The organism is Streptomyces sp. NPDC087422, from assembly GCF_044744145.1.
Taxonomy (GTDB): domain Bacteria; phylum Actinomycetota; class Actinomycetes; order Streptomycetales; family Streptomycetaceae; genus Actinacidiphila.
Genome location: NZ_JBIUXT010000002.1, coordinates 668,246 through 689,856 on the forward strand (window position 1 = coordinate 668,246; position 21,611 = coordinate 689,856).

Annotated in this window: 18 protein-coding genes, 1 tRNA gene and 2 pseudogenes; 13 read left to right on the plus strand and 8 right to left on the minus strand. The window is 70.2% G+C overall.

Translation table 11 applies throughout. The annotated features are described in order from the left end of the window. The first annotated feature begins 140 nt into the window (after positions 1-140). Together ACIO6U_RS08760 and ACIO6U_RS08765 are read left to right on the plus strand one after the other, a co-directional pair. Positions 141-899 (plus strand): SDR family NAD(P)-dependent oxidoreductase, encoded by a 759-nt coding sequence (locus ACIO6U_RS08760; RefSeq protein ID WP_401309756.1) that lies wholly within the window; start codon positions 141-143, stop codon positions 897-899. A 208-nt stretch (positions 900-1,107) separates the two neighbouring features. Beyond that, a complete protein-coding gene (locus ACIO6U_RS08765; protein ID WP_401716772.1) occupies positions 1,108-1,536 on the plus strand; it encodes an SH3 domain-containing protein in 429 nt (142 codons plus the stop codon). A gap of 196 nt (positions 1,537-1,732) precedes the next feature. Here the strand turns inward: ACIO6U_RS08765 and ACIO6U_RS08770 are convergent, their stop codons facing one another. Beyond that, positions 1,733-3,676 (minus strand): TIM-barrel domain-containing protein, encoded by a 1,944-nt coding sequence (locus tag ACIO6U_RS08770; protein WP_391159508.1) that lies wholly within the window; start codon positions 3,674-3,676, stop codon positions 1,733-1,735. Positions 3,677-4,624: 948 nt separating this feature from the next. Here ACIO6U_RS08770 and ACIO6U_RS08775 point away from each other — a divergent pair. Next, positions 4,625-6,553: a vWA domain-containing protein gene (locus ACIO6U_RS08775; RefSeq protein ID WP_401716775.1), complete on the plus strand. Its 1,929-nt coding sequence runs from the start codon at positions 4,625-4,627 to the stop codon at positions 6,551-6,553. A gap of 116 nt (positions 6,554-6,669) precedes the next feature. Next, complete coding sequence (locus ACIO6U_RS08780; RefSeq protein WP_401716778.1) at positions 6,670-6,840, plus strand: hypothetical protein; 171 nt, start codon at positions 6,670-6,672, stop codon at positions 6,838-6,840. Positions 6,841-6,999: 159 nt separating this feature from the next. Here ACIO6U_RS08780 and ACIO6U_RS08785 read toward each other — a convergent pair whose 3' ends face one another. Beyond that, positions 7,000-7,956 (minus strand): HNH endonuclease family protein, encoded by a 957-nt coding sequence (locus ACIO6U_RS08785; protein ID WP_401716780.1) that lies wholly within the window; start codon positions 7,954-7,956, stop codon positions 7,000-7,002. 283 nt (positions 7,957-8,239) lie between these two features. On the opposite strand from ACIO6U_RS08785, the gene ACIO6U_RS08790 reads away from it, so the two are divergent. From ACIO6U_RS08790 to ACIO6U_RS08800, 3 genes and pseudogenes are all read left to right on the plus strand, one after another. Further along, the gene (locus tag ACIO6U_RS08790; RefSeq protein WP_391042861.1) at positions 8,240-8,536 is read left to right on the plus strand and encodes a hypothetical protein; all 297 of its coding nucleotides are present in this window, start codon (positions 8,240-8,242) and stop codon (positions 8,534-8,536) included. Between the two features lie 252 nt (positions 8,537-8,788). Then, positions 8,789-9,922 (plus strand): annotated as a pseudogene (locus ACIO6U_RS08795) (IS3 family transposase). Between the two features lie 77 nt (positions 9,923-9,999). Beyond that, positions 10,000-10,581 carry an HD domain-containing protein gene (locus ACIO6U_RS08800; RefSeq protein ID WP_401716783.1) on the plus strand — a complete coding sequence of 194 codons (582 nt, stop codon included), beginning with the start codon at positions 10,000-10,002 and terminating at the stop codon, positions 10,579-10,581. Here ACIO6U_RS08800 and ACIO6U_RS08805 read toward each other — a convergent pair. Both ACIO6U_RS08805 and ACIO6U_RS08810 read right to left on the minus strand, forming a co-directional pair. Next, positions 10,569-11,036, minus strand: a complete 468-nt coding sequence (locus ACIO6U_RS08805) for an NUDIX hydrolase (protein WP_401716785.1) — start codon at positions 11,034-11,036, stop codon at positions 10,569-10,571. The two genes, ACIO6U_RS08800 and ACIO6U_RS08805, sit on opposite strands and share 13 nt — an antisense overlap. Next, on the minus strand, positions 11,023-11,796 hold the full coding sequence (locus ACIO6U_RS08810) for an XRE family transcriptional regulator (protein WP_401716788.1): 774 nt from the start codon (positions 11,794-11,796) through the stop codon (positions 11,023-11,025). Before ACIO6U_RS08810 ends, ACIO6U_RS08805 begins: the two co-directional genes overlap by 14 nt. A gap of 97 nt (positions 11,797-11,893) precedes the next feature. On the opposite strand from ACIO6U_RS08810, the gene ACIO6U_RS08815 reads away from it, so the two are divergent. From ACIO6U_RS08815 to ACIO6U_RS08840, 6 genes and pseudogenes are all read left to right on the plus strand, one after another. Further along, positions 11,894-12,586 carry an HAD family hydrolase gene (locus ACIO6U_RS08815; protein WP_401716791.1) on the plus strand — a complete coding sequence of 231 codons (693 nt, stop codon included), beginning with the start codon at positions 11,894-11,896 and terminating at the stop codon, positions 12,584-12,586. A 108-nt stretch (positions 12,587-12,694) separates the two neighbouring features. Beyond that, entirely contained in the window at positions 12,695-13,600 is a 906-nt protein-coding gene (locus ACIO6U_RS08820; RefSeq protein ID WP_401716793.1) for a radical SAM protein, read from the plus strand. After that, the gene (locus ACIO6U_RS08825; protein WP_401716796.1) at positions 13,593-14,231 is read left to right on the plus strand and encodes an AAA family ATPase; all 639 of its coding nucleotides are present in this window, start codon (positions 13,593-13,595) and stop codon (positions 14,229-14,231) included. The genes ACIO6U_RS08820 and ACIO6U_RS08825 overlap by 8 nt, the downstream gene beginning before the upstream one ends. Continuing rightward, positions 14,149-14,817: a class I SAM-dependent methyltransferase gene (locus ACIO6U_RS08830; protein WP_401716799.1), complete on the plus strand. Its 669-nt coding sequence runs from the start codon at positions 14,149-14,151 to the stop codon at positions 14,815-14,817. The genes ACIO6U_RS08825 and ACIO6U_RS08830 overlap by 83 nt, the downstream gene beginning before the upstream one ends. A 7-nt stretch (positions 14,818-14,824) precedes the next feature. Further along, a complete protein-coding gene (locus ACIO6U_RS08835; RefSeq protein ID WP_401716802.1) occupies positions 14,825-15,412 on the plus strand; it encodes a class IV adenylate cyclase in 588 nt (195 codons plus the stop codon). A gap of 450 nt (positions 15,413-15,862) precedes the next feature. Continuing rightward, a pseudogene (locus ACIO6U_RS08840) lies at positions 15,863-16,261 on the plus strand (tyrosine-type recombinase/integrase); the annotation flags it as partial. A gap of 128 nt (positions 16,262-16,389) precedes the next feature. Here ACIO6U_RS08840 and ACIO6U_RS08845 read toward each other — a convergent pair. The 4 genes from ACIO6U_RS08845 to ACIO6U_RS08860 all read right to left on the minus strand — a co-directional run bounded on the left by ACIO6U_RS08845 (position 16,390) and on the right by ACIO6U_RS08860 (position 21,016). Beyond that, positions 16,390-16,463 (minus strand) — tRNA-Thr (locus tag ACIO6U_RS08845). A gap of 107 nt (positions 16,464-16,570) precedes the next feature. After that, a complete protein-coding gene (locus ACIO6U_RS08850) occupies positions 16,571-18,136 on the minus strand; it encodes an alpha/beta hydrolase (protein WP_401716804.1) in 1,566 nt (521 codons plus the stop codon). A gap of 96 nt (positions 18,137-18,232) precedes the next feature. Further along, a complete protein-coding gene (locus ACIO6U_RS08855; RefSeq protein ID WP_401716806.1) occupies positions 18,233-19,381 on the minus strand; it encodes a hypothetical protein in 1,149 nt (382 codons plus the stop codon). A gap of 423 nt (positions 19,382-19,804) precedes the next feature. Beyond that, positions 19,805-21,016, minus strand: a complete 1,212-nt coding sequence (locus ACIO6U_RS08860) for a DNA polymerase III subunit delta' (RefSeq protein ID WP_391042814.1) — start codon at positions 21,014-21,016, stop codon at positions 19,805-19,807. Between the last annotated feature and the right edge of the window lie 595 nt (positions 21,017-21,611).

Sequence of the window (21,611 nt, forward strand, 5' to 3'; positions counted from 1 at the left end):
CGGGTGATCCCGCCCGGTCGCGTAATCCGGCCCGGTCACGTAAGCCCACCCGGCCGCGTAGGCCCACCCGGTCACGTAATCCGGCCCGGTCACGTAGGCCCACCCGGTCGCGTAAGCCCACCCCCATCTGGAGGACCACCATGAACGTCGCCATCGTCACCGGGGCCAGCTCCGGCATCGGACAGAGCGCCGCGATCGAGATCGCCAAACGCGGAACCGGCGTCATCCTGACCTACGCCAACAACCCGGCCGGCGGCCGGGAGACCGTCGCCGCCATCGAGAAGGCGGGCGGCACAGCCGTCGCCCTGCCCCTGGACGTCGGCGAGGCCGGCACCTTCACCGCCTTCCGCGACACCGTGGCCGCCGTACTGCACGACACCTGGCAGCGCGACACCTTCGACTACCTGGTCAACAACGCCGGTCTCTCCCTCACCTCGCTCATCGAGGACACCACCGAGGAGACCTTCGACCGGCTCATGCGCGTCCTGCTCAAGGGTCCGTACTTCCTGACGCAGAAGCTGCTCCCCCTGATGGCCGACGGCGGCGCCATCGTCAACACGAGCAGCAACTCGACCGCGTCCGCCGGCCTCGAACCCGGCTACTCCGTCTACGCCTCGATGAAGGGCGGCCTCGACGTCCTGACCCGCTACATGGCCAAGGAATTCAGCCCGCGCGGCATCCGGGTCAACGCCGTCTCCCCCGGCTCCACCCGCACCCGCATCGCCAACGACGCCTTCACCCAGTTCCCCGAGGTCATCCCGGCCCTCGCCGCGAAGACCGCCCTCGGCCGCCTCGGCGAACCCGCCGACATCGGCCCCATGATCGCCGCCCTCACCTCCCCCGAGTCCCGCTGGGTCACCGCCCAGACCATCGAGGTCTCGGGCGGCTACAACCTCTAGCGCCTCTAGCACCTCTGGACCGGCCCCCCTGGCGGCGGACCCGCTGCGCGCGCAGGCCGCCGTCCGGGTGGCGGCGGCACCCGCAGACGGGTGAGGACTGCGCACGTTCGGCTCAACGTGGCAATTTATCCTAGTTGTTGGAGATTGTCCGGCGTATTTTCAGCGGTGCCCATGCGTGTCATTGCACATCAGGAACAGGAGAAGTCCCTTGGCGACATTCGCTGCTCTTCCTTCCCTCCGAGGCCGCATCATCACCGGCGCCAGCGCGCTGACCACCGCCGTCGTACTCGGCACCACGCTGCTCGGCGCGACGGCCGCCCAGGCCGCCGCCCCGACCGCCACCCCGGCCCGCCCGTACGGCACGGTCGTCGCCGGTGACGGCGTGGTCCAGCGCCAGTTCCCGAGCACGGACTCGTCCGTCAAGGGCTCGCTGCGCTACCACCAGCAGGTCGGCCTGCGCTGCAAGGTCCGCGCCCAGAACATCGCGGGCAACGACGTCTGGTACCTGCTGCGCGACAACTCGAACTGGGTCTCGGCGAAGTACGTCGACAACACCGGCAACGTCTCCTACTGCAAGGACGTCCTGCGCAGCGACCTCTCCACCCTGAAGGCAGTCCCCAAGGGCGCCAAGGGCTGACCCCCTCCCCCGCGCACGAGCCGGCCCGGAGTCGCCCAAGTCCCCACCCGCGACTCCGGGCCGGCCTCATTGCCGTGGCGCGGCACCGGGCCACCCGCTCACACACGCCGACGGCCAACTGCATGCGAAAACCCAGTGGTGAATCGGCACGGCCCTCATCCACACTGCGCCGATGAGCGCCCCCCGCGGAGACGCGTCATCGGGAGACGGCATGCATCAGGGCGTCGGTGTCGTGCGTGCCCAGCAGGACGAACACCGGGGTCCGGCTCAGGTCGGCGGCGTAGCCCGTCAGCTCGGCGGGTCCGTGGATCGTCCTCCGGTGCAGGACGTCGTACCACTGGCCCGGCGGAACATGGATGTCGCGCCGCGTCTGATCGGTGAGAACGGGCGCGGCCATCAGCGAGTCGCCGAGCAGCCACTGGTCGGCGATCGTGTAGGCCGCCTCATCCTGCGGGTAGTTGAAGAACAGCGGCTTCATGATCGGTTCCCCGGTGCGCACCGCCCGCTCGGCCTGCGACTCGATGTACGGCGCGAGGCGTTCGTGAGCCTGGACCGCGGCGACGTAGAGGTCGACCGTCTCCTGATCGTACTTCTGGCTGCCGTAGGCGTTGGACACTCCGAGCGGCGAGGTGGAGGAGTACATCAGCGGCATCAGCGACGCCGCCTGCGCCCACCGCACGAGCACCTGCTTGGCAGGCGGGGCCTTGCTCAGTGAACCGCCGATCATGTCCGTCTCGACGAAGGGGTAGCCGACGGTGCTGATCGAGAGGTTCTGCGCCACCGCCGCGCGCAGCGAGACCCAGCTTGTTCCCTTGTCGATCTGCCGGGTGACGAAGCCGTACCGCTGCGAGCCGGTCCAGTGGATCCGTACGCCGGCGCCTTGCAGGTCGAACTGGTCGCACAGTTCCGCGCCGAGCTTGAGGTAGTCGAGTGCGGTGTGACCGGGATACGGCGCACAGGTCTCGTCGTAGAAGCGGGTGTCGAATTTGAACCCGTCGACGCCGTAGTCCTGCCGCAGGCTCTGAAGGTTCCCGACATACCAGGCGCGGGCCTCGGGATTGGCGATGTCGACGATGCCGGCGGTGCCGTTCCACCACTTGACCAGGCCCGGTTCGGCCGGGTCGGTCCTCGATTTCAGGAGGTAGCCGTGGTCGGCGGCATAGGAGAAGTTGTCGGCGTCGGTGTTGATCCACAGCGTGACCCAGATCCCGAAGTCGTACCCCATCGCGTGGATCTCGTCGGACATCGCCTTCGGCGCCGGGAATTTGCTGTTGAAGGTGAAGTCGCCGTAATGGCTCATCCAGCCGTCGTCCATCTGGACCGTGTGCCCCGGCACTCCCGCGTCGTGCAGACTCCTGGCCCAGCCCAGCAGCGAGTCCTGTGAGACGGCGGAGTAGAACTGCGCCCACGAGTTCCACAACGGCTTGGCGAACTGCGCGCTCGACGCGTCGCTCTTGGCGGGCGTGCCGGTGATGCCGATGTAGTTCTCATAGACGTCTCTGGCGTTGCGTTCCACGAAGACGGTGGCGTCCATCGTGGAACTCTGGGTGAGCGTGTAGCCGAAGACACCCTGCTGCGCGTCGTTGATGGACACATCCATGACGTCTTCGGTGTTGACCCACAAGCCGGTGCCCCGCTGGGTGAACCAGAACGGCTCGGTGACCAGATACTCCGCGGGCGCCATCGTCTTGTCCCGGACCTTGCCGGAGTCCAACGGCCACGGCTGGTCGATGTACGGCGCACCGGTCGCGGTCACCGCCTCGCCCTGCCCGTACCAGTGACCGGCAGACTCGACCAGATAATGGCTGGCCACCTTGGTCGCGGCCACCTGTCCCTGGACCGACCAGGTCATCCGGTACCGGTCAGCGGCCGGAGTGATCCGGTAGGTCACGGTGCTGCCGGGTACGGTGGTCGCCAGCGTCAGTACGAGCACACCGTCGCTCCACCGCGCGCTCGTAACGGACGTGGCGGTCGCCCACGCTCCCTGTGCCGTGCGGAAGACCGCGGGGCCGGACCCCGACGACGCGGACGAGCCCGCGTCGGTCTGCAACACCACCTTGCGATCGCGCAGTGTGGTGATCTGGAAGGGCGACTTGGTGACGACCACGGTGTAGCCCGGGGCCTTCGCCGCGGCCGACACAATAAGTCTGACGCTGTCGACGGTGTCCTCGAACCGCGTGGGCGCCGGGGCTCCGGTCGCACCGTTCCCCGGCTGCCCGGTCGCGCGCGACTCGCCACGAGCAGCCGACTGACCACTCGTCAAAAGCGCACCCGACACGCCGACCGCTCCGCCGACGGCGAGCAAACGCCTTCGAGGCATCCCTTGTTCAGCCATGGTGCTCCTCCTGGTGAGCAGCGTCGAGTCGCTGCATTGGATGGTGCGGCTGTCGAACGGACATGGCCTTCAGTATCCGATCCCAGGGCCGGGCGGGGCCCCGCTGAGACGGCCCGATCACTGCGCAGCGCAGGCTAGCCAGTCCCATTCGTGAGCACAATAGCTCGAAACATGGCCATATCGAGCAACGCGGCTCATTTTCCGCACCAGAGCGCGCCGGAGCCGCGGCGGAGTCGCGGCGGGATCGCGGCGGGCCTCGGCGAGCAGGCGCCGGTGGCGGAGGTGCTCGCGGTGGATGTGGACGGTCGCAGCGACGTCCACGGCCGCCAGGTCCACATCGACGACCGCCGCGGCCGCGCCGTCACCTGCCGGTGCGGCGGCGGTCCAGGAGGCGCGGATCACGGCCGGCGCACGGCGCCCTCCAGGATCGCGGACAGTCGGGCTTCGGTGCTGGTCGGATCCCCCGGCGTAGTCGGAAGCCGTCGTCCCCGGTGTGACCCGTGTGGCTGGTGTGCCCCGTGTGCTGGGCGCGTCCGGGCGGAGGTCACCGACGGCGTGCCTAGGGTGCCTTTGATCCCGGTTTGCCGCAGTGGGCGGTGGCTGGTCGTCGAGGAGAGGCCGATGAGGCAGAGGTTGTGTTGGATCGCGTTGAGCGCGCTGGTACTGGCCGCCGCTCCGGTGACTGCCGCGGCAGTGAGCCCACAGGCCGCGCGTTTTGTGCCGGCACCTGGTTCGGACAGCAGCGTGGTGACGGTGCGGACCGGGGGAGACCGGGTCTCTGAGGACGAGGCGGCGCCGCTGGCAGGAGTGGGCCTCGCGCTGTACGCGAGTCCGGACGCGACCGATCCAATCGGACAGGCGTGGGCCCGGTGCACGTCCGACGCCGAGGGGGACTGCAGCTTCGTCGTCCCGGACACCGCCGCGGGCCAGGCGAACCACTCCGCGGTGATGACGGTGCGCCAGACGGCGGCGCCGACCGGGTGGTACACCAACCCGGTGCTGCGCACCGGACCGGGCAGCGGCTCGGGGTCGGTGGCCTCGCCCTACCGGTTCCAGACCCCGCCGCTGCAAGCGGGGAACACCTACCGGTCGACGCGCGAGTTCATGTACAGCTCGAACAACGGGCTGCCCACACGGTCGGGCGGGGTATGGCAGTCCTCGCGGGACAATCCGCCGCTGCCGCCGTCGTGCGGTCTGGACGTCGCGGTCGTGCTCGACCTGTCGGCGTCGGTCGGCAGCCAACTGCCGGCGCTGAAGGCCGCGACGGACGCCTTCACCGACGCGCTGACCGGCACGCCCTCGCGGATGGCGCTGTTCTCCTTCGACGAGGCGTCGCCGTCCACCAGCGTGGGCGTGAACTATCCGCAGCTGCGTTCGGTGTCCACGCAGGCCGGAGCGGACTCCTTCAAGGACCTGTACGCCGACTGGACGCTGGGCAAGGGCACGAACTGGGACCAGGCGCTGTGGGCGGTGGCGCAGGCACCGGAGCACTACGACGCGACCGTGGTACTGACCGACGGCAACCCGACCCGTTTCGGCGAACGCCGGGGCGACGGGTCGAACACCCACTTCATTGACGTGGAGAACGGCGTCTTCTCCGCCAACTCCGTGAAGGCGAAGGACACCCGGGTGATCGCGCTGGGTGTGGGCAGCGGCGTCGCGGGGGTGTCCGGGCTGAACCTGCGGGCGATCTCCGGACCGACCGCGTTCGACGGGTCCAACACCGTGGCCGCGGACTACTTCCAGACCGCTGACTTCGGCCAGGCCGGCCGCCAACTGCACGACCTGGCAGTGGACAAGTGCACCGGCACGATCAACGTGGTCAAGCAGATCACACCGGCCGACACCACCGGCGAAGACGTGACCGGCTCGGTTCCGGCCGGTCCGGGGTGGACCTTCGCTGCCTCCACCACCACACCGGGAGTCACCGGCCTGCCCGACTCCCAGACCACCACCGCCGACGGCACCGGCACGGTCACCTTCACCCCCGGCTACGGCGCCAACCCCTCTGCTGACGTCACGGTGGACGAGATCCAGCACCCCGGATACCAGCTGGTCACCCAGGGCGGCCAGAACGCGGTGTGCACCGACCTCGACACCGGCCGGCGCGTACCGGTGGAGAACACCGCGTCTGCGGCCGGCCCCGGCTTCGCCGTCGACGCTCCCCGCCAGGACGCGGTCACCTGCACCGTCTACAACCGGCCCGCGGAGGACGACGGCGAAGCCGACCTGACCGTCGACAAGGAGTGGGACGTCGACGGGCACCTCTACCCCGAGGGCACCCAACCCGACGGCCTCGACGCCCAGCTCACCCTCACCGGCCCCGACACCGCGTCACCGACACCGCAGCCTTGGGGCGTCGCCCGCCCCGGCTACACCGTGGGCGACCAGGTGACGATCGGTGAACAGGTCCACCTGGGCAACGACGCCTGCACGCTCACCCGCTCCGAAATCACCGAGATCGACGGCACGCCCGTGGACCTGCCCTTGCCGTACGAGACCACCCTCACGGCACACCACCAGCACGCCACCGTCACGAACACCGTGACCTGCTGCCCACCCGATGACGGCGGCGAGCACGGCGGCTACGGGAGCAGCAGCGACGCGCACGGCGCAGACGGCCGCCATGGCGTGACCGTCGCCCGCGGCCACCGCGCCACCCTGGACCGCCCCGGCCGCTGACCGGCCGGCCGACCCCTGCGCACCACCATTCCAGCGCCCGCCTGCATCCCAGTCTCGGCGGACGGTTCCCCGGCCCATGCTGGTTCGCGCGCGTACCCGAGGGAGGAGATCCCGACGTGGGCCACACCCGCTACGTGCGGGCCGCGTTCGCGGCTGCCGACGAAGCGGTCTGCGACGCCCTGGCCCGCGGCTGGCTGCCGGGCGAGCGGGTCGCGGTCGTCCACGCCGCGACCCGGGCCGACCTCAGCGCCTGCTCACCTGCGGCGACGCCACCGACGTCATTGTGACCGCCGCCGACGTGGGTTTCGACGGCGAAGAGATGCGGCTCGGGGCGTCGGTGGGGATCTACGACCGGCCCGCGCAGGAAGTCTGCCGTCCCTTCCCAAAGGGCACACGAGGGTTCGTCCTGGGCGAGGGGGCCGCGGCAGAATCTACGAGCACCCCGGTCACCAGACCGAATTTTCCGTGGGGGTCGGCGCCAGCCCGCCCCGGCGCCGCAGCGATGCCTGCTCCTGATCCGTCAACCGGACGTGGCACCGGCGCCGCGCCGGACCGCCGCGCCCGCGTTCCACGACGACGGCCGGTGACTTCGGCGGGTCGTAGCGCTCGACCCGGTCGACCGAAGCCCCAGGGCTTGCAGGTGAGGACTTCAGCGCGACCTCGTGGCTGGACTCGGTGGGCAGCACCCGGCCGCGGGAGCCGCCCAGGATCCTGCTCATCGCGGTCTTCTCCGCCGAGGTGATCCACAGCTTGTACTTCGTCTTCACCGCGACCTGCCGTGCCACGTACTCGCACCGGAATCCGGCCGCTGCCTGCGGCAGCCAACCGCTGGCGTCGTCGTCGCCCTTGTCGTCGTTCGCCGGGCCGTCCGCGGCGGTCAGGTTCAGCGGATCGTTGGCCAACTGCTCGCGCACCGGCTTCGACAGCGCCTTCGCGCCGGTCTGCCAGGCGTTGCCGAGCGCCACCATATGGTCGATCCGCACCGCCGGACTCGTCTTCCGGCCCCGGGTGAAGCGGATCGTCCGGCCGGTGCAGGGGTCCTTCAGGACACCGGACTCGACCTCGCACCTGCCCTCGAGCTTCACCTCGGTGAGATCACACCGCAGGATGTCGTCCTTCGTCTCGCAGCCGTTGTGGCCGCCGGGCGCGCCTTGGCCGCCGGACGCGCCTTGGCAGTCGGACGCGCCTTGGCCGTCGGTCCACGCCGCGCCGAAGTCGGCGATCCGGTCGTAGCCGGAGATCGGCCCGTCCGGCTTCACCGCGAGCTTCGCCAGCGCCCCCAGCGCCGACCCGCTGCTGATGCAGCGGGCGACACCCGCGCTCCGCGCGGGCACCTTCCCGTTCGCGCTATCGGACCTCGGCTGGCAGCCCGCCAGCACCAGCCCCGCCAGACGAGTGCGCAAGGACGGATCTAGGACGGATCCAGGACGGAAGCTCCTAGCCTCGATTAGCAGGGTGACAGTCGGCTGGGCCGCCTGGTGGCCGGCCCACGGCCCCGCACGGCATCCGAGCGGGATGCATCACCCATCGCCGGATACTGACAACTATGAGGACTGGGAGAAACACTCAATGGCTCGTGTGATCAAGGCTCTCGGCGCGCTTGTGTTGGCTGGGGCATCGATCCTCGGCGCGTCCTCGCAGGCGTCTGCGGATCCGAATCCGAACGTTCACGACTCCAACCCGCAGATGGCCACGCTGATCACCCAGTACCACGCGGGGGTCTACAGCTCCCCCCGGGCGGACTCCAAGAAGATCGACGGCCTCATCCTCGCGCCGGGGCAGCAAGCTTACGTGGACTGCTGGGTGTCCGGCGGCACCGTCGGCACCACCGGCGACGTCTGGTACCGCACCTCGGGGATCATGGTGAACGGCACCTACCTCGATGTATATACCTCCTCCGGGGGCCCCGGCTGGACCTACGGGCCGTACGTGGATGGTGACCAGAGGTTCTGGATGTCGCCTGGTGGTCTGCCCCACTGCTAGCGCCGCATCAGGCAACGTTCGCCTGATCCGAGCCGAGATCCTGATCCGCGCGCTGGACCGGCGCCCCGGTAGCGAGTCCGACGACCAGCAGTCCTGAACCCTGGCTGCGCCGCGCAACCGGCTGCGTCACCCCGGCCACGGCGGGCCCGGCATCGCGGTCACAGGCTGGCCCGTTCGGCGGGGGGGGCTGCTGCACGATCGGGTGACATCTGAACTGGCTTGTCCTGTAGGGCAGGTGGGAAGGATGTCGCTGTGCCCAAGCCTTATTCCGAAGAGTTCCGCCAGGACGTCGTGCGGGTCGCGAGGAACCGCGGTCCGGGTGTGACGGTCGAGCAGGTGGCCACCGACTTCGGCGTCCATCCGATGACGCTGTTCAAGTGGATGCGCCGTGCGGACGTCGACGAGGGGACAAAAACCGGAACGTCCAGCCAGGAGAGCGCGGAACTGCGGGAGGCACGTCGGCGTATCAAGCTGCTGGAGCAGGAGAACGAGGTCCTGCGCCGGGCCGCGGCCTACCTTTCCCAGGCGCATCTGCCGGGAAAAGGATCTACCCGCTCGTGAAGGAGCTGGCCGGAGACGGTGTTCCCGTCACGGTCACGTGCCGGGTCCTGAAGCTCGCCAGAGCGCCCTACTACCGCTGGCTTGACCAACCGGTCACCGGTGCCGAGTTCATGACGGCCGCTCGCGCGAACGCGCTGTTCGATGCCTATCGCGAGGACCCGGAGTTCGGCTACCGCTTCCTGGCCGACGAAGCCCGTTCCGTGGGAGCCGGCATGGCGGACCGGACCGCGTGGCGGATCTGCCGGGACAACCGCTGGTGGAGCGTGTTCGGCAAGAAGCGGGGCAAGGGCAAGAAGGCCGGACCGCCCGTTCACGACGACCTCGTCCGCCGCGACTTCACCGCAAGTGCGCCGAACCGGCTCTGGCTCACCGACATCACCGAACACGCCACGGGAGAAGGAAAGCTTTATCTCTGTGCGGTCAAGGACGTCTTCAGCAAGAGGATCGTGGGCTACTCCATCGACTCACGGATGAAGACCCGCCTGGCCGTCGCCGCCCTGGACAACGCGGTGGCCCGACGTGAAAACGTCGCCGGATGTGTTGTCCGCAGCGACCGAGGATCCCAGTTCCGTTCCAGGAAATACGTCCGAGCACTGGATCGGCATCGCATGGCCGGATCGATTGGGAGGGTTGGGGCAGCCGGGGACAACGCCGCCATGGAGTCCTTCTTCAGCCTCCTGCAGAAGAACGTCCTCGACCGACGCACCTGGGCCACCCGCGAAGAACTGCGGATCGCGATCGTGACCTGGACAAGCCGCCCTCGGTCGGCTCACACCCGTCGAATACGAGACCGTCATGACCACACCGGCCCTTCAGGCCGCGTGACCCAATCTGTCACCCAACGCTGCAGCAGACCCCAGGCAGACTGCATTGCCCGGGGTCGTGCCGTGCCCCGATGCAGTATGAGTTCAGAGCTACGGCTGGAGGCTCGCTTGACCAGGGAACAGCTAATTGCTCAGCACGAGCTTGCAGGCCCGCTGCCGAGGCGTTGGGCACACTCTCAGGGCGTTGCAGCACGCGCTGGGACGCTAGCCGAGATCGTCGGCGACCGCGCGGCGCTCATCAATTCGGCGGCGGTGCTGCATGACGTCGGGTACGCACCTCGGCTGGTGGTCACCGAGTTTCACCCGTTGGATGGGGCGCGGTTTCTGCGGGATGAGCATGGGGTTGATGAGCGGGTGACGCGGTTGGTGGCGAATCATTCGTTCGCGTTGTTGGAGGCGGAGGAGCGGGGGCTGCGGGAGGTGCTGGAGGCGGAGTTTCCGCTGCTGGAGGATCAGTTGCTGGTTGATGCGCTGGTGTATTGCGACATGACGACGACGCCTGACGGGGAGCCGACGACCGCGCCGGAGCGGGTGGCGGAGATCGTCGGACGGTACGGAGCCGACAGCATCGTGGGGCGGTTCATTCGGCGTGCGGAGCCGGAAATCTACGCGGCCGTGGCACGGATCGAGGTGGCGCTCTCTGCAGATCAGCCGAGGTAGGGGTACGTGCCAGCCAAGTAGTCGCCGATCTGCTGGCGCATGCTGGCGTGGATGTCGTACGCGTCCAGGTCGTCGGGCTGGACCCAGCGGACGCCGTCGGCCTCGTCGTTGATGGTCGGCTCGCCGCCGACCGGGCGGCCGATGTAGGTGTTCTCGTACTGCTGGCGGATCTCGCCGTCGGTGTAGGCGACGATGTGCTTGGGGTTGGTGTAGACGCCGAGGAAGCCGGTGACTTCGGCGATGATGCCGGTCTCTTCGAGGCATTCGCGCACCGCGCACTGGGCGGCGGTCTCGCCGATGTCCTGGGCTCCGCCGGGCAGGGCCCATTGGCCGGTGTCGCGGCGGCGTTGGAGGAGGATCGCGCCGGAGTCGTCGACGACCAGGAGGTTGCTGGCGGGGATGAGGGTGTTGGCCTTGGGGGCGTTGGGGTCGTTGTAGTACTCAGTCCTGCCCATGCGCGGTGGCCTCTTCCCAGTCGGGCGTCCAGGGGCGTGCGCCGGCCCAGACGGCGTCGAAGCTGTGAGCGTACGTGTCGAACCAGCCGTTGGTCTCTGCCCACTTGAGGTGGAGGACGGGGTTGGCGCTGGCGGGGTGGCCGTAGATGTGCGGGTTGGCCAGCAGGGTGTCGTCGTAGCGGAAGAGCGAGGTGTAGAGCGTGGTGTCGTGCAGCCGCACCTCGCAGCCGGCCACCGTTAACAGCGAGCGGTAGTAGGTGAGGGAGGCGCGGATTTTGGCGGCCAGGGTGTCGCCGATGCCTTCTTCGCGGCCCCGGATGGAGACTGATTGGCCGCTCGGGTCGCCGAAGCACAGCCGTACGCGGACGCCGTCGGCGGCGCGGGCGGCGAGCATACGGGCGACGTGCGGGTTGCTCTGGGCGAAGAAGGTTCCGGAAAAGACGAGCACGTCGATCTGCTCCTGGGCCTGTTGGAGCAGGCCGAGCCAGGTCTCGCGCGGGACGCTGGCCCGGTTCGGGTACGTGCCGAGCAGTTCCGTGCCCTGGGCGCCAGCCGCTGGCCTGCTCAGGGCCTGTGGGGCGGGCCAGAGGAAGGTCTCCTCCACGCGGAGGTGTTGGGCGACGCGGTGGCGGTGCCGAGGGTGGGGGATGCGTCCGCCGAGCCAGCGGCCGACGGTCTTGGGGTCCACTTCGCACGCTTCGGCGAGCAACTCGGGCGTGACGCCACGCTGGGCGAGTACGGAGTGGAGTCGCTCGTTCACAGAAGCCATACAAGTGCAGGGCCAGGCAGGTGAGCAAGCCCGATGGGGCGGCCGTCGGCGGAACCGGTGATTCCCGAGGGGCACCTACGCTGGCCGTATGGCGCTCATCGTCTTGTGGGACATCGACCACACGCTCATCGACAACGCCGGTGTGAGCAAGGAGATTTACGCCGCCGCGTACGAGGCGGTGACTGGGAACCGTCCGGTCGCGGCGGCCGTCACCCAGGGGCGTACGGACCGTCTGATCATGCGGGACATGTTCAGCCGGAACGGTGTGGCCGAGCCCGAGTGGCCGGACGTCGAAGCCGCGCTGATCCGCGCGGGCGCGGGTCGGCTTGGAGCACTCCAAGCTCGGGGAACGGCGCTGCCCGGAGTGCAGGACGTACTCAAAGCCGCTGCCGCACAACCTGGTTGGGTCTCCTCGGTGTTGACCGGCAACATCGCCGCCAACGCGCGGGTGAAGCTCTCGGCCTTCGGCCTAGACGCGTTCTTGGACCTGCCAGTGGGGGCGTACGGCGCCGACGCCGAGGAACGACCGCACTTGGTGGACGTCGCCCGCCGCCGCATGCAGCGCGACCGCGGCCTGCCCGCCGGGGCTCCCGTCGTCTTGGTCGGCGACACGCCCCGGGACGTCGAGGCCGCCCTGACCTCGGGTGCGCACATCATCGCCGTGGCCACCGGTGTCGACAGCCCCGCCGCACTCGAAGCCGCCGGCGCCCCCGTCGTCCTGCCCGACCTGTCGGACACCGACCGCGTCCTTCGCCTCCTGGAGGACATCGCGCGAGCCTGAAAACGTCCCAGGACGTCCTGGGCGCGTCCCTTTACGCGGTGACGCGGTCCCGTGCAGCCCGGCCACGATCAGGGCCTCAACCCAGGCACCACGCCCAGGGAGGTCACCATGATCACGGAGATCACTGGCATCAAGACGATCCGGATGCTCTACCTGCAACTGCTCTACCGCTGCAACTTCGCCTGCCAGCACTGCTTCCACGGCGAACGCCTCCAGCACGCCGACGCGTTCACGCTTGAAGAAGCCATCACGCTGATGCGGCTGATGCACAAGGAGTACGGCACCGAGGCCGTCAACCTCCTCGGCGGCGAGCCCTTCGTCTACAAAGATCTGCCCGAGGTCGTCCGGTACGCCAAGCAGGAGCTGGGCCTGCACGTGGAGATCTGCACCAACGGTTACCGCATCGAGCGCCGCCTCACCGAGATCGTCCCTTACCTGGACCTGCTGCGGATCTCGCTGGAGGGCAACGGCGCCACCAACGACGCCATCCGCAAGTTCGGCAGCTACCAGGGCGCCCTGTCCGCCCTGGCTCACGCCCGCGACCTGGGCATCCCCACCGGCGCCACCATGACGGTCAACGCCCGGAACATCGACGAGGTCCTGCCGCTCGCCCGCACCCTCCAGGACTACGGCGCAAGGCAGTTGAAGCTCCACCACCTGCGGCCGGTCGGCAACGCCGCCCACCACCCCGAACTCCTCATCAGCGGCACTGCCGCGTACGGCCGCCTGCGCGAGCAGCTCCGCACCGCCGAAAACCTCACCATCGAGGTCATCGTGGACGAGGACCTGTCGGAGGACGGCGCACCCGAGGTCTGCGAACCGCTCAGCGGCACCGCCGCCATCCCCCGGATCGAGGCCGACCCGCGCGGCGCACTCACGATGTCCTGCAAGGCGGTCGGCAAGGACGCGAACGCCTTCTGGTACGACAAGGAAGCCGGGCACGTCGTCCACCGCCCCTCCGCCACCGACGAACTCGCCCTCGCCGTGCCCGGCGTGATCTACGCCCGTGCCTGACCAGCCGCTCTTCGAGAGCCTTGAAGGGTTACGCGGCACCGGGAAATCCACCGTCGCACCGCTGCTCGCGGCAGCCCGAGGCGCCGCCCTCGTCCCCACCGTGCCCGCGCTCTACCAGTCGCTGCGCTGGGAGATCGACGCGCGGGACAACGTCGAGGCACGCATGGCCTTCTACCTCTCCGCCCTCTTCACCGCCACCGACGACATCCGCCGGCACCTGTCCGCCGGCACTCCGGTCGTCGTGGACAGCTACTTCGCCCGCTGCCTGGCCAACCACCGCGCCTTCGGCTCCCGCCTCGGCATCACCCTTCCGCCGAACCTGCCGGAGCCCGTCACGTACAGCCTCGTGTGCGATGAGACCGAACGCCGACGCAGACTCGCCGCCCGCCACAAGCCGACCTCACGCTGGGACGGCCTCGCCGAAGAGGTCGCCGAGCAGATCACCCACGCCTACGCCCCCTTCCCGATGCACCGCGTGAACACCACGGGCCGCACGCCCGAACAGGTCGTCCACGCCATCCTCGACGTCACTGCCCAAGGAGCCAGCGGTGCAGACCCTGAGCCGGTGGGAGCACACCCTCACCTTCTTCCCCCAGTTCCGCGCGGCCCTGTCGGAACACGTCGGCCCTGATGCCACTGTGCTGGTGATCGGGGCGAGCGACGGCAGGCTGGTGATGCCGTTGGCGGCAGCAGGACACCGTGTCACCGCGGTCGAACGAGACCCGGTCGCTCTTCGGGGTGGTCTCGTCAGCCTGCCCGACGGCACCGAGGCCCACGCCCCCGGCCTGACCGAGCGGCTTCAGCAGGAAGGACTGGCCGATCGCGTGAACATCGTGGAAGGGGACTTCCTCGACGCCGGTCTGCCCGCCGACGCGCAGTACGACGCCGTCTGGACGAGCTGTTCCTGGCATTACAGTGCCAACCACCACCAGCCCCTGGCCGACTTCATCACCCGCATGCAGGGCCTGGTGCGCGTCCATGGTCTGTTCGGCGCGGAGTTCATGATGCCCGTCACCGCCCGACAGCACCTGAGTGAGCATTACACGTCTCCCGAACGACTCAGCCCGCTCTTCTCCGACGGCTGGAACGTCCAACTGACCCTGCGGTCAGGCGAGTACGTCGAAGGCCCGCACATCGGCCAGCCCCACCCGCACACCCACCGCATGGGCCTGCTCCTGGCGACCCGCACCAACCCTGTGACCCCTGAAAGGGCATGAAGCGATCATGAAGCACGAGTACGAAGCGAAGTTCCTCGCCGTTGACGTCGCCGGGCTCCAGGCCAAGCTTGCGGCCCTGGGCGCGGTCCAGGCGTTTCCCCGCACCCTGCTCACGCGGAAGATCTTCGAGGGCGACGTCCTCGACGGCTCCCAGTGGGTGCGCCTGCGCAACGAGGGCACCCGAACCACCCTCACGCTCAAGCAGGTCACCGACGCCACGTCCATCCACGGCACGACCGAGATCGAGACCGAGGTCGGCGACCTCCACGCCATGGCCGAGATCCTCACCAACCTCGGTCTGCGCGAGGTGCGTTACCAGGAGAACTTCCGCGAGGAATGGCAGCTCGGCGACGTAGCCTTCGACTTCGACACCTGGCCCGACCTCCCCACCTTCCTGGAGATCGAAGGACCCGACGAACCGTCCGTCCGCGACGCCGCGGCCCGCCTCGGCCTCGACTACGCGAACGCCCGCTTCGGCAGCGTCGACACTATCTACAAGACCGAGGCCAGCCGCGACATCCTCGCCGAGCCGACCCTCCTCTTCGCCGACGCCAGCAAGACCGCGGAGCCCGCGGCGGCCTCGCAGCATCAGTAATTGCCGGAGCACAGCCGTGCTGACGGAGCTCTCCCTCCAGCATCGCGTCATCCCCGGGATAGCTGCCTTCGCCCGCGGCGGCCTCCCGGAGCCAGCGATGACAGACGACGGCAACGACTGGACCGACAGCTACTGCTAGCTGTTCTGCGACCAGCAGTGGACCCGCGTCCTGTGGATCGGCCCGGCGAACGTCGCCGGAGCCCAGGCACCGATGTACGCATGCGGACCCTGCATCCACGAACTCCAGGAACGGGCCTGGCAGGCAATCCTTCTCACCGACGGCCCGGCGCAGCCCGGTTCAGTCCCACCGCCGGAGCCGGGACGCTCGCCAGTGAGGGCCGGGGGCGCGCGGCACCGACGTCGCCGGGCTTGACTTGGCATCGGTTCGCCCGGCCCGGATGGAACGGCTGCGGTCAGGTCCGCTGAGCAGTCCTTCTCTCGGAGGGGTCCACCGCATGGTGGACCCCTCCGAGCTTCACCCAGGAGGACGGCTCCTGGCTGCACCCCGGCAAGGTCACCGACCTCTTCGAGCGGCCCGTGGCCGCCTCCGGCCTGCCACCGGTCCGGCTGCACGACCTCCGCCACGGCGCCGCCACCCTCATGCTCGCCGCCGGCGTCGACGTGAAGGTCGTCTCCGACACCCTCGGGCACAGCGACACCCGCATCACGCGCGACATCTACCAGAGCGTCCTCCCCCAGGTCGGCAGAAGCGCCGCCGAAGCCACCGCCAAGCTCGTCTCCCTCCAGCGCAAGGCCGAGACGGAGCAGGCGCGGAAGACCGCGAAGAAGACCAAGGAAGCCCAGGCCAGGGCCAAGAAGAAGGCCAAGCGGAAGAAGCCCAAAACCTAGATCCAAAAGCGCTCCGCTCACGCATCGCTCACGCAAGCCGTCCAGCGCCGTCTGAGCGGCCTGACGCGGCGGGCCCCCGGACAAGGAAAAACCCCAGGTCACGGCGAGTGAGTCCTGGGGTTCTTCGGAGCCGCCTTCGGGATTCGAACCCGAGACCTACGCATTACGAGTGCGTTGCTCTGGCCAACTGAGCTAAGGCGGCGCGCTGCGCCTTGATGCCAAGGGTGGCAGGCGCAGCGGCGCCAAGTCTACAGGGTTCCGGGGGGTGGTTCGGACCGTTGGGGGATCAAGGGGGGTGCAGGTCAGGGGTTAGGTGCACTTCTGGTCTTTGGGGGGGACGGTGTCGTCGAGGAGGTAGGCGTTGACGGCGGTGTCGATGCAGTCGGAGCCGCGGGCGTAGGCGGTGTGGCCGTCGCCGTCGTAGGTGAGGAGGTGGCCGGAGGAGAGCTGGGAGGCGAGGGAGACGGCCCAGGCGTACGGGGTGGCGGGGTCGCGGATGGTGCCGACGACGAGGATCGGGGCGGCACCCTTGGCCTCGATGCGCTGGGCGTGGCCGGTGGACGGCAGGGGCCAGTAGCCGCAGATGAGGGAGGACCAGGCCAGGGTCGTACCGAAGTGCGGGGAGGCGGCGCGGAAGGAGGGGAGGGCGCGTTCGACATCGGCCGGGGAGGACAGGGCCGGGGGCAGGTCGAGGCAGTTGACGGCGGCGTTGGCGTACATCAGATTGCTGTATTTGCCCTTGTCGTCGCGCTCGTAGTAGCTGTCGGAGAGCTTGAGCAGCGGGCCGCCGTCATCCTTGAGGGCGCTGGCCAGGGCGCCGCGCAGGGTCGGCCAGGCGCCCTCGTCGTACATCGCGGCGATGACGCCGGTCGTGCCGAGGGCCTCGGTGAGGGGGCGGCTGGTGCCGGTGGAGAGCGGGTGGCTGTCCAGGGAGGCGAAGAACGCGTCGAGGTGCTTGCCCGCGTCGTCGGTGGACGTCGTGCCGAGCGGGCAGTCGGAGCGCTTGACGCAGTCCGCCGCGAACGCCTTGAAGGCGACCTCGAAGCCGCCGGCCTGGGCGCGGCTGCTCTCCAGCGCGCCGACGGAGGGGTCCATGGCGCCGTCGAGGACGAGACGGCCGACGCGCTGCGGGAAGAGCCCGGCGTAGGTGGCCCCGAGGAAGGTGCCGTACGACTTTCCGACGTACGTCAGTTTCTGGTCGCCGAGCAGCGCGCGCAGGATGTCCATGTCGCGGGCGGACTCGACGGTCGAGACGTGGCCGAGGATCTTGGCGGAACGCTTCTCGCAGCCGTTGGCGAAGCCGCGGTCGGCGGTGACGAGCTTGTTGACCTCGGCGTTGTCGTCGGGCGTGGTGTCGACGGCCGTGAACGCGTCCATCTGCGGGTCGCTGAGGCATTCGACGGGCTCGCTGCGGGCGACGCCGCGCGGGTCGACGGCGGCCATGTCGTACCGGGAGGTGACCGCGGTCGGGTAGCCGAGGGCCGCGTACTGGAGGTAGTCGATCGCCGAGCCGCCGGGGCCGCCGGGGTTGACCAGCAGCGAGCCGAGCCGTTTGCCGGGGCCTGTCGCCTTCTTGCGGGCGACGGCGAGCTTGAGGTCGTCGGCGGTGACGGGGTGCGCGTAGTCCAGCGGGACCTTCATGGTCGAGCACTGGAAGCCGGGGACGCCGCAGTCGTGCCACGACAGCTTCTGTCCGTAGTACGGCGCCAGGTCCGCGGGACTCTCGGACGGCAGCGGTGTGAGCGAGGTGGTGGCGGGGACCGGCGACGACGCCGCGGCCTTGTGCCCGCCCCCCTCTGAGGTGCATGCGGACAGCAGCAGTCCGGTCACCGCGATCACGGTGGCCGGGATGCGGAGCAGGCGCTTGGAGTGCATCGGCGGCTCGGATCCTCCCGTCGGGTGCTTGCGAGCGTATCGGCCGGGGGGCGGGGACAGACGCTCAAGCTGTCCCCTTACGAGTGATACGCACGATTATGAGCGTTTGAGGGGGGTGGGGGTGGGCGCCGCCCCGGTCGCGGCGTGGGCTTCCGGTACGGCTGTCGCGTGACCGGCCTTCGATACGGCCGAGGTGCCGGGCGCCTCCGGTACGGCCGAGGTGGCGCGCGCCTTCGATACGGCCGAGGTCCCGTGCGCCTCCGGTACGGCCGAGGCGGCGCGCGGCTTCGATACGGCCGAGGCGGCTTTACGGCTCGGCCCCTCCAGCTTCTCCGTCAGATACCCCGCGACCAGCGCGTACATCTCGCGCCGCACCCGTACGCCGTCGATGATCCGGACCTGGTCGCCGCGCGGGCGCAGGGCGGCGCGCAGGCGCAACGCCGAGGCGCGCGGGGCCAGTTCGCCGGTGGTGGCGGCCAGCAGCAGGGCCGGATGCGGGCCCGCGGCCGGGGCGAGCGGCGGATACGTACCGGAGATCCCGGCGGCGGCGCGGTACCGGCCCGGGTGGGTCAGCGCCTCGTGCACCGCGCAGGGCGCCTGCGCGCCGAGGCCGATGACGGCGTGCGCGCCGCTCGCGGGCAGCGCGCGGAAGTGGCGGGCGGCCTCCGCCAGGACGGCGACCGGGTCCTGACCGCAGTCGCGCGGCATGACCAGCAGGAACGGATTGGCCAGGCCGCGCTTGGCCTGTACGGCGAAGCCCTCGAAGAGGTCGGGGGCGCCGGTGGCGGGCAGGTGCGCGAGGACGACGGGGTACGCGAGGCTCGCCGCGCCCGTCGACTCGTAACGCGGCGGCAGCCAGACGCGGATGCCGTCGCGCAGTTCCATCAGGGTGCCGCCCGCCGGGTGGCCGACCGTACGCATCTCGGGCGCCGGCGGGGCGGGGGCGGGGGTACGGCTGGGGGCGGGCGGCACGGTGGCCGTGGACTCGGCCGACTCCCCGGCGGGGGCCCGGTCGGCGCGGCCGGTGTCGCGGGAGTCGCTGAGCAACGGCACGGCGAGCGACAGGGCGGTGAGCGCCGCGACCCCGGCCGCCCCCGCGCGCAGGGCGGTGCCGAGGCGGTCGGCGGGCAGTTCGTACGGCCGCCCGGCGCGCTCTGACCACCAGTGCCGCAAGGCGCGGTGGGCCAGCAGTACGGCGGCGGCGGTCGCCGCGAGCAGCAGGACGGACAGGACGACGTCGGCCACGGCGGAACCCCTCGGGTGCGGGTGCGCTCCCGCTGGGACGGTGCGGCCGGGTACGGGGGCTGGTCCTCGGGCCGGGGCCTTGGACCAGGTTCTTGGGCCTGGGCCTTGGCCTTGGACCGGGGCCTTGGGCCGGACCCTTGGGCCTGGTCAGGTCCTCGGGTCGGTCCTCGGGGTGGGATGACCCCCGGGGCGGTTGGTGATCCCGTACGGCGGCGGAAGCGCGGGAACGCTGTCTGCACCTTGCAACGGCTGCGGGCCGTGGGGTGGGAGACGTTACGGGGGCGGGGGCGGGATCACCCGGACGGACCAAGGGGGTGCCCTTCCGGCGGATGAGCCCCGGACCGCCGGGGTGCCCTTCCGGCGGACGAACCCTCCGGCCGCCGGGGCCTACCGGCGGACGGACCCCGAGCCGCGGCTCGGCCCTCAGCCCGCTCGTAGCGCCAGGGTCATGGCCTCCACCGCCAGCAGCGGGGCGACGTTACGGTCCAGGGCGTCGCGGCAGGCGAGCACGGCCTCGATCCTGCGCAGGCTGTTCTCCGGCCGGGACGACGACGCGATCTGCTCGATGCCCTCGCGGACCTCGGTGTTCGCGATGCCGACCGCCGACCCGAGCTGCAACGACAGCACGTCGCGGTAGAAACCGGCGAGGTCGGTGAGCGCGAGGTCGAGCGTGTCGCGCTGCGTACGCGTCGAACGCCGCTTCTGCCGGTCCGCCAGCTCTTTCATCGCGCCCGCCGTGCCGCGCGGCATCCGGCTGCCCGCGCCCGCCGCCGCGCCGAGGGCCGCCCGCATCTCCTCGGTCTCCTTGCCGTCGACCTCCTCCGCGACCGCCTTCGCGTCCTCCTGCGCCGCGTCCACCAACTCCTGCGCCGCGCGCAGGCACCCGCCGATGTCCGCGACCCGCAGCGGTACGCGCAGCACCGCGGCGCGGCGGGACCGTGCCTGCTCGTCCGTCGCCAGCCGCCTCGCACGCCCTATGTGGCCCTGGGTCGCCCGCGCGACCCGCTCCGCCAGCGCCGGGTCGATGCCGTCGCGCCGCATCAGTACGTCCGCGACCGCCTCGGCCGAGGGCGTACGCAGGCTCAGCAGCCTGCACCGCGAACGGATCGTCGGCAGCGCGTCCTCCACCGACGGCGCGCACAGCAGCCACACCGTGCGGGGGGCGGGCTCCTCGACGGCTTTCAGCAGTACGTTGCCCGCGCCTTCCGTCAGGCGGTCCGCGTCCTCCATGACGATGACCTGCCAGCGGCCTCCGGCCGGGGACAGCGCGGCGCGCCGCACCAGGTCACGGGTCTCTTTGACGCCGATGGAGAGGAGGTCCGTGCGGACGAATTCCACGTCGGCGTGGGTGCCGACGGCCGTGGTGTGGCAGCCGTCGCAGAAGCCGCAGCCGGGGGCGGCGCCGAGGGCTCGGTCGGGGCTGACGCATTGGAGTGCGGCGGCGAAGGCTCTGGCGGCGGTGGATCGGCCCGAGCCGGGGGGGCCGGTGAACAGCCAGGCGTGCGTCATTCTTGACGCCTCGGGTTGTGGACGGCCTTCTTCGTGGGCCGTCACCAAGGCGTTTGCGTCTGCCGCCGCCGCTGATAGCTCCGCGACTACGCGCTGCTGGCCGACGACGTCGTCCCATACCGTCATGTCGACCTCCCTTCGCCGTGTCCCCGTCGGTTCCCCGAGGACCATTCTGCGTCACCCCACTGACAGGGGTGGGCGCCTTTGCGGTGCCTGGGCCTTCCCACCCGCCCACCCGTGCGGGTGCTTTCTTCGTCTGCGGGTGCCGCCCGTGCCTGGTCGGTCCCGGCCCGGGGCACCTCCTCGGGCGACGAACCTGCGGCCACTTCGAAGACGTCCAGCCCTTGCCCGTTCGTCCCCCTGCGGGGGCACCCCGCCCCGACCCCTCCGGTCCGCCGGCACCCGCCTGTCCGCTGTAGCTGAGGAGGGAAGGGGTGGGTGGGGGGCCGGGCCCTGCGCGACCGACCGTCCAGCCGGGCGGGAGGAGGGGGTGGGTGGGCAAAGGGGGGTGGGTGGGGTGCCGGACCTGTACGCAAGACGGTCCATTGGGGTGGCCGGGCAGGGGGTGGGTGGGAGCCCGACCCCTGCGCCCCCCGACCTCCCGGCGGGGCGGGCGGAAGGGGGTGGGTGGAGTCGGGCCCCTCACGCCACCCCCTCCGGCGGGGCGGCGGAAGGGGGTGAGTGGGTGAGGTGCGGGACCTGCATCGCCCGACCGCCCAGC

Coding starts and splice junctions, on each gene's coding strand:
- ACIO6U_RS08760 (WP_401309756.1), top strand. CDS start 141: ATGAACGTCGCCATCGTCACCGGGGCCAGCTCCGGCATCGGACAGAGC.
- ACIO6U_RS08820 (WP_401716793.1), top strand. CDS start 12,695: ATGATCACGGAGATCACTGGCATCAAGACGATCCGGATGCTCTACCTG.
- ACIO6U_RS08805 (WP_401716785.1), bottom strand. CDS start 11,036: ATGGGCAGGACTGAGTACTACAACGACCCCAACGCCCCCAAGGCCAAC.
- ACIO6U_RS08815 (WP_401716791.1), top strand. CDS start 11,894: ATGGCGCTCATCGTCTTGTGGGACATCGACCACACGCTCATCGACAAC.
- ACIO6U_RS08860 (WP_391042814.1), bottom strand. CDS start 21,016: ATGACGGTATGGGACGACGTCGTCGGCCAGCAGCGCGTAGTCGCGGAG.
- ACIO6U_RS08835 (WP_401716802.1), top strand. CDS start 14,825: ATGAAGCACGAGTACGAAGCGAAGTTCCTCGCCGTTGACGTCGCCGGG.
- ACIO6U_RS08800 (WP_401716783.1), top strand. CDS start 10,000: ATGAGTTCAGAGCTACGGCTGGAGGCTCGCTTGACCAGGGAACAGCTA.
- ACIO6U_RS08850 (WP_401716804.1), bottom strand. CDS start 18,136: ATGCACTCCAAGCGCCTGCTCCGCATCCCGGCCACCGTGATCGCGGTG.
- ACIO6U_RS08790 (WP_391042861.1), top strand. CDS start 8,240: ATGGCCACGCTGATCACCCAGTACCACGCGGGGGTCTACAGCTCCCCC.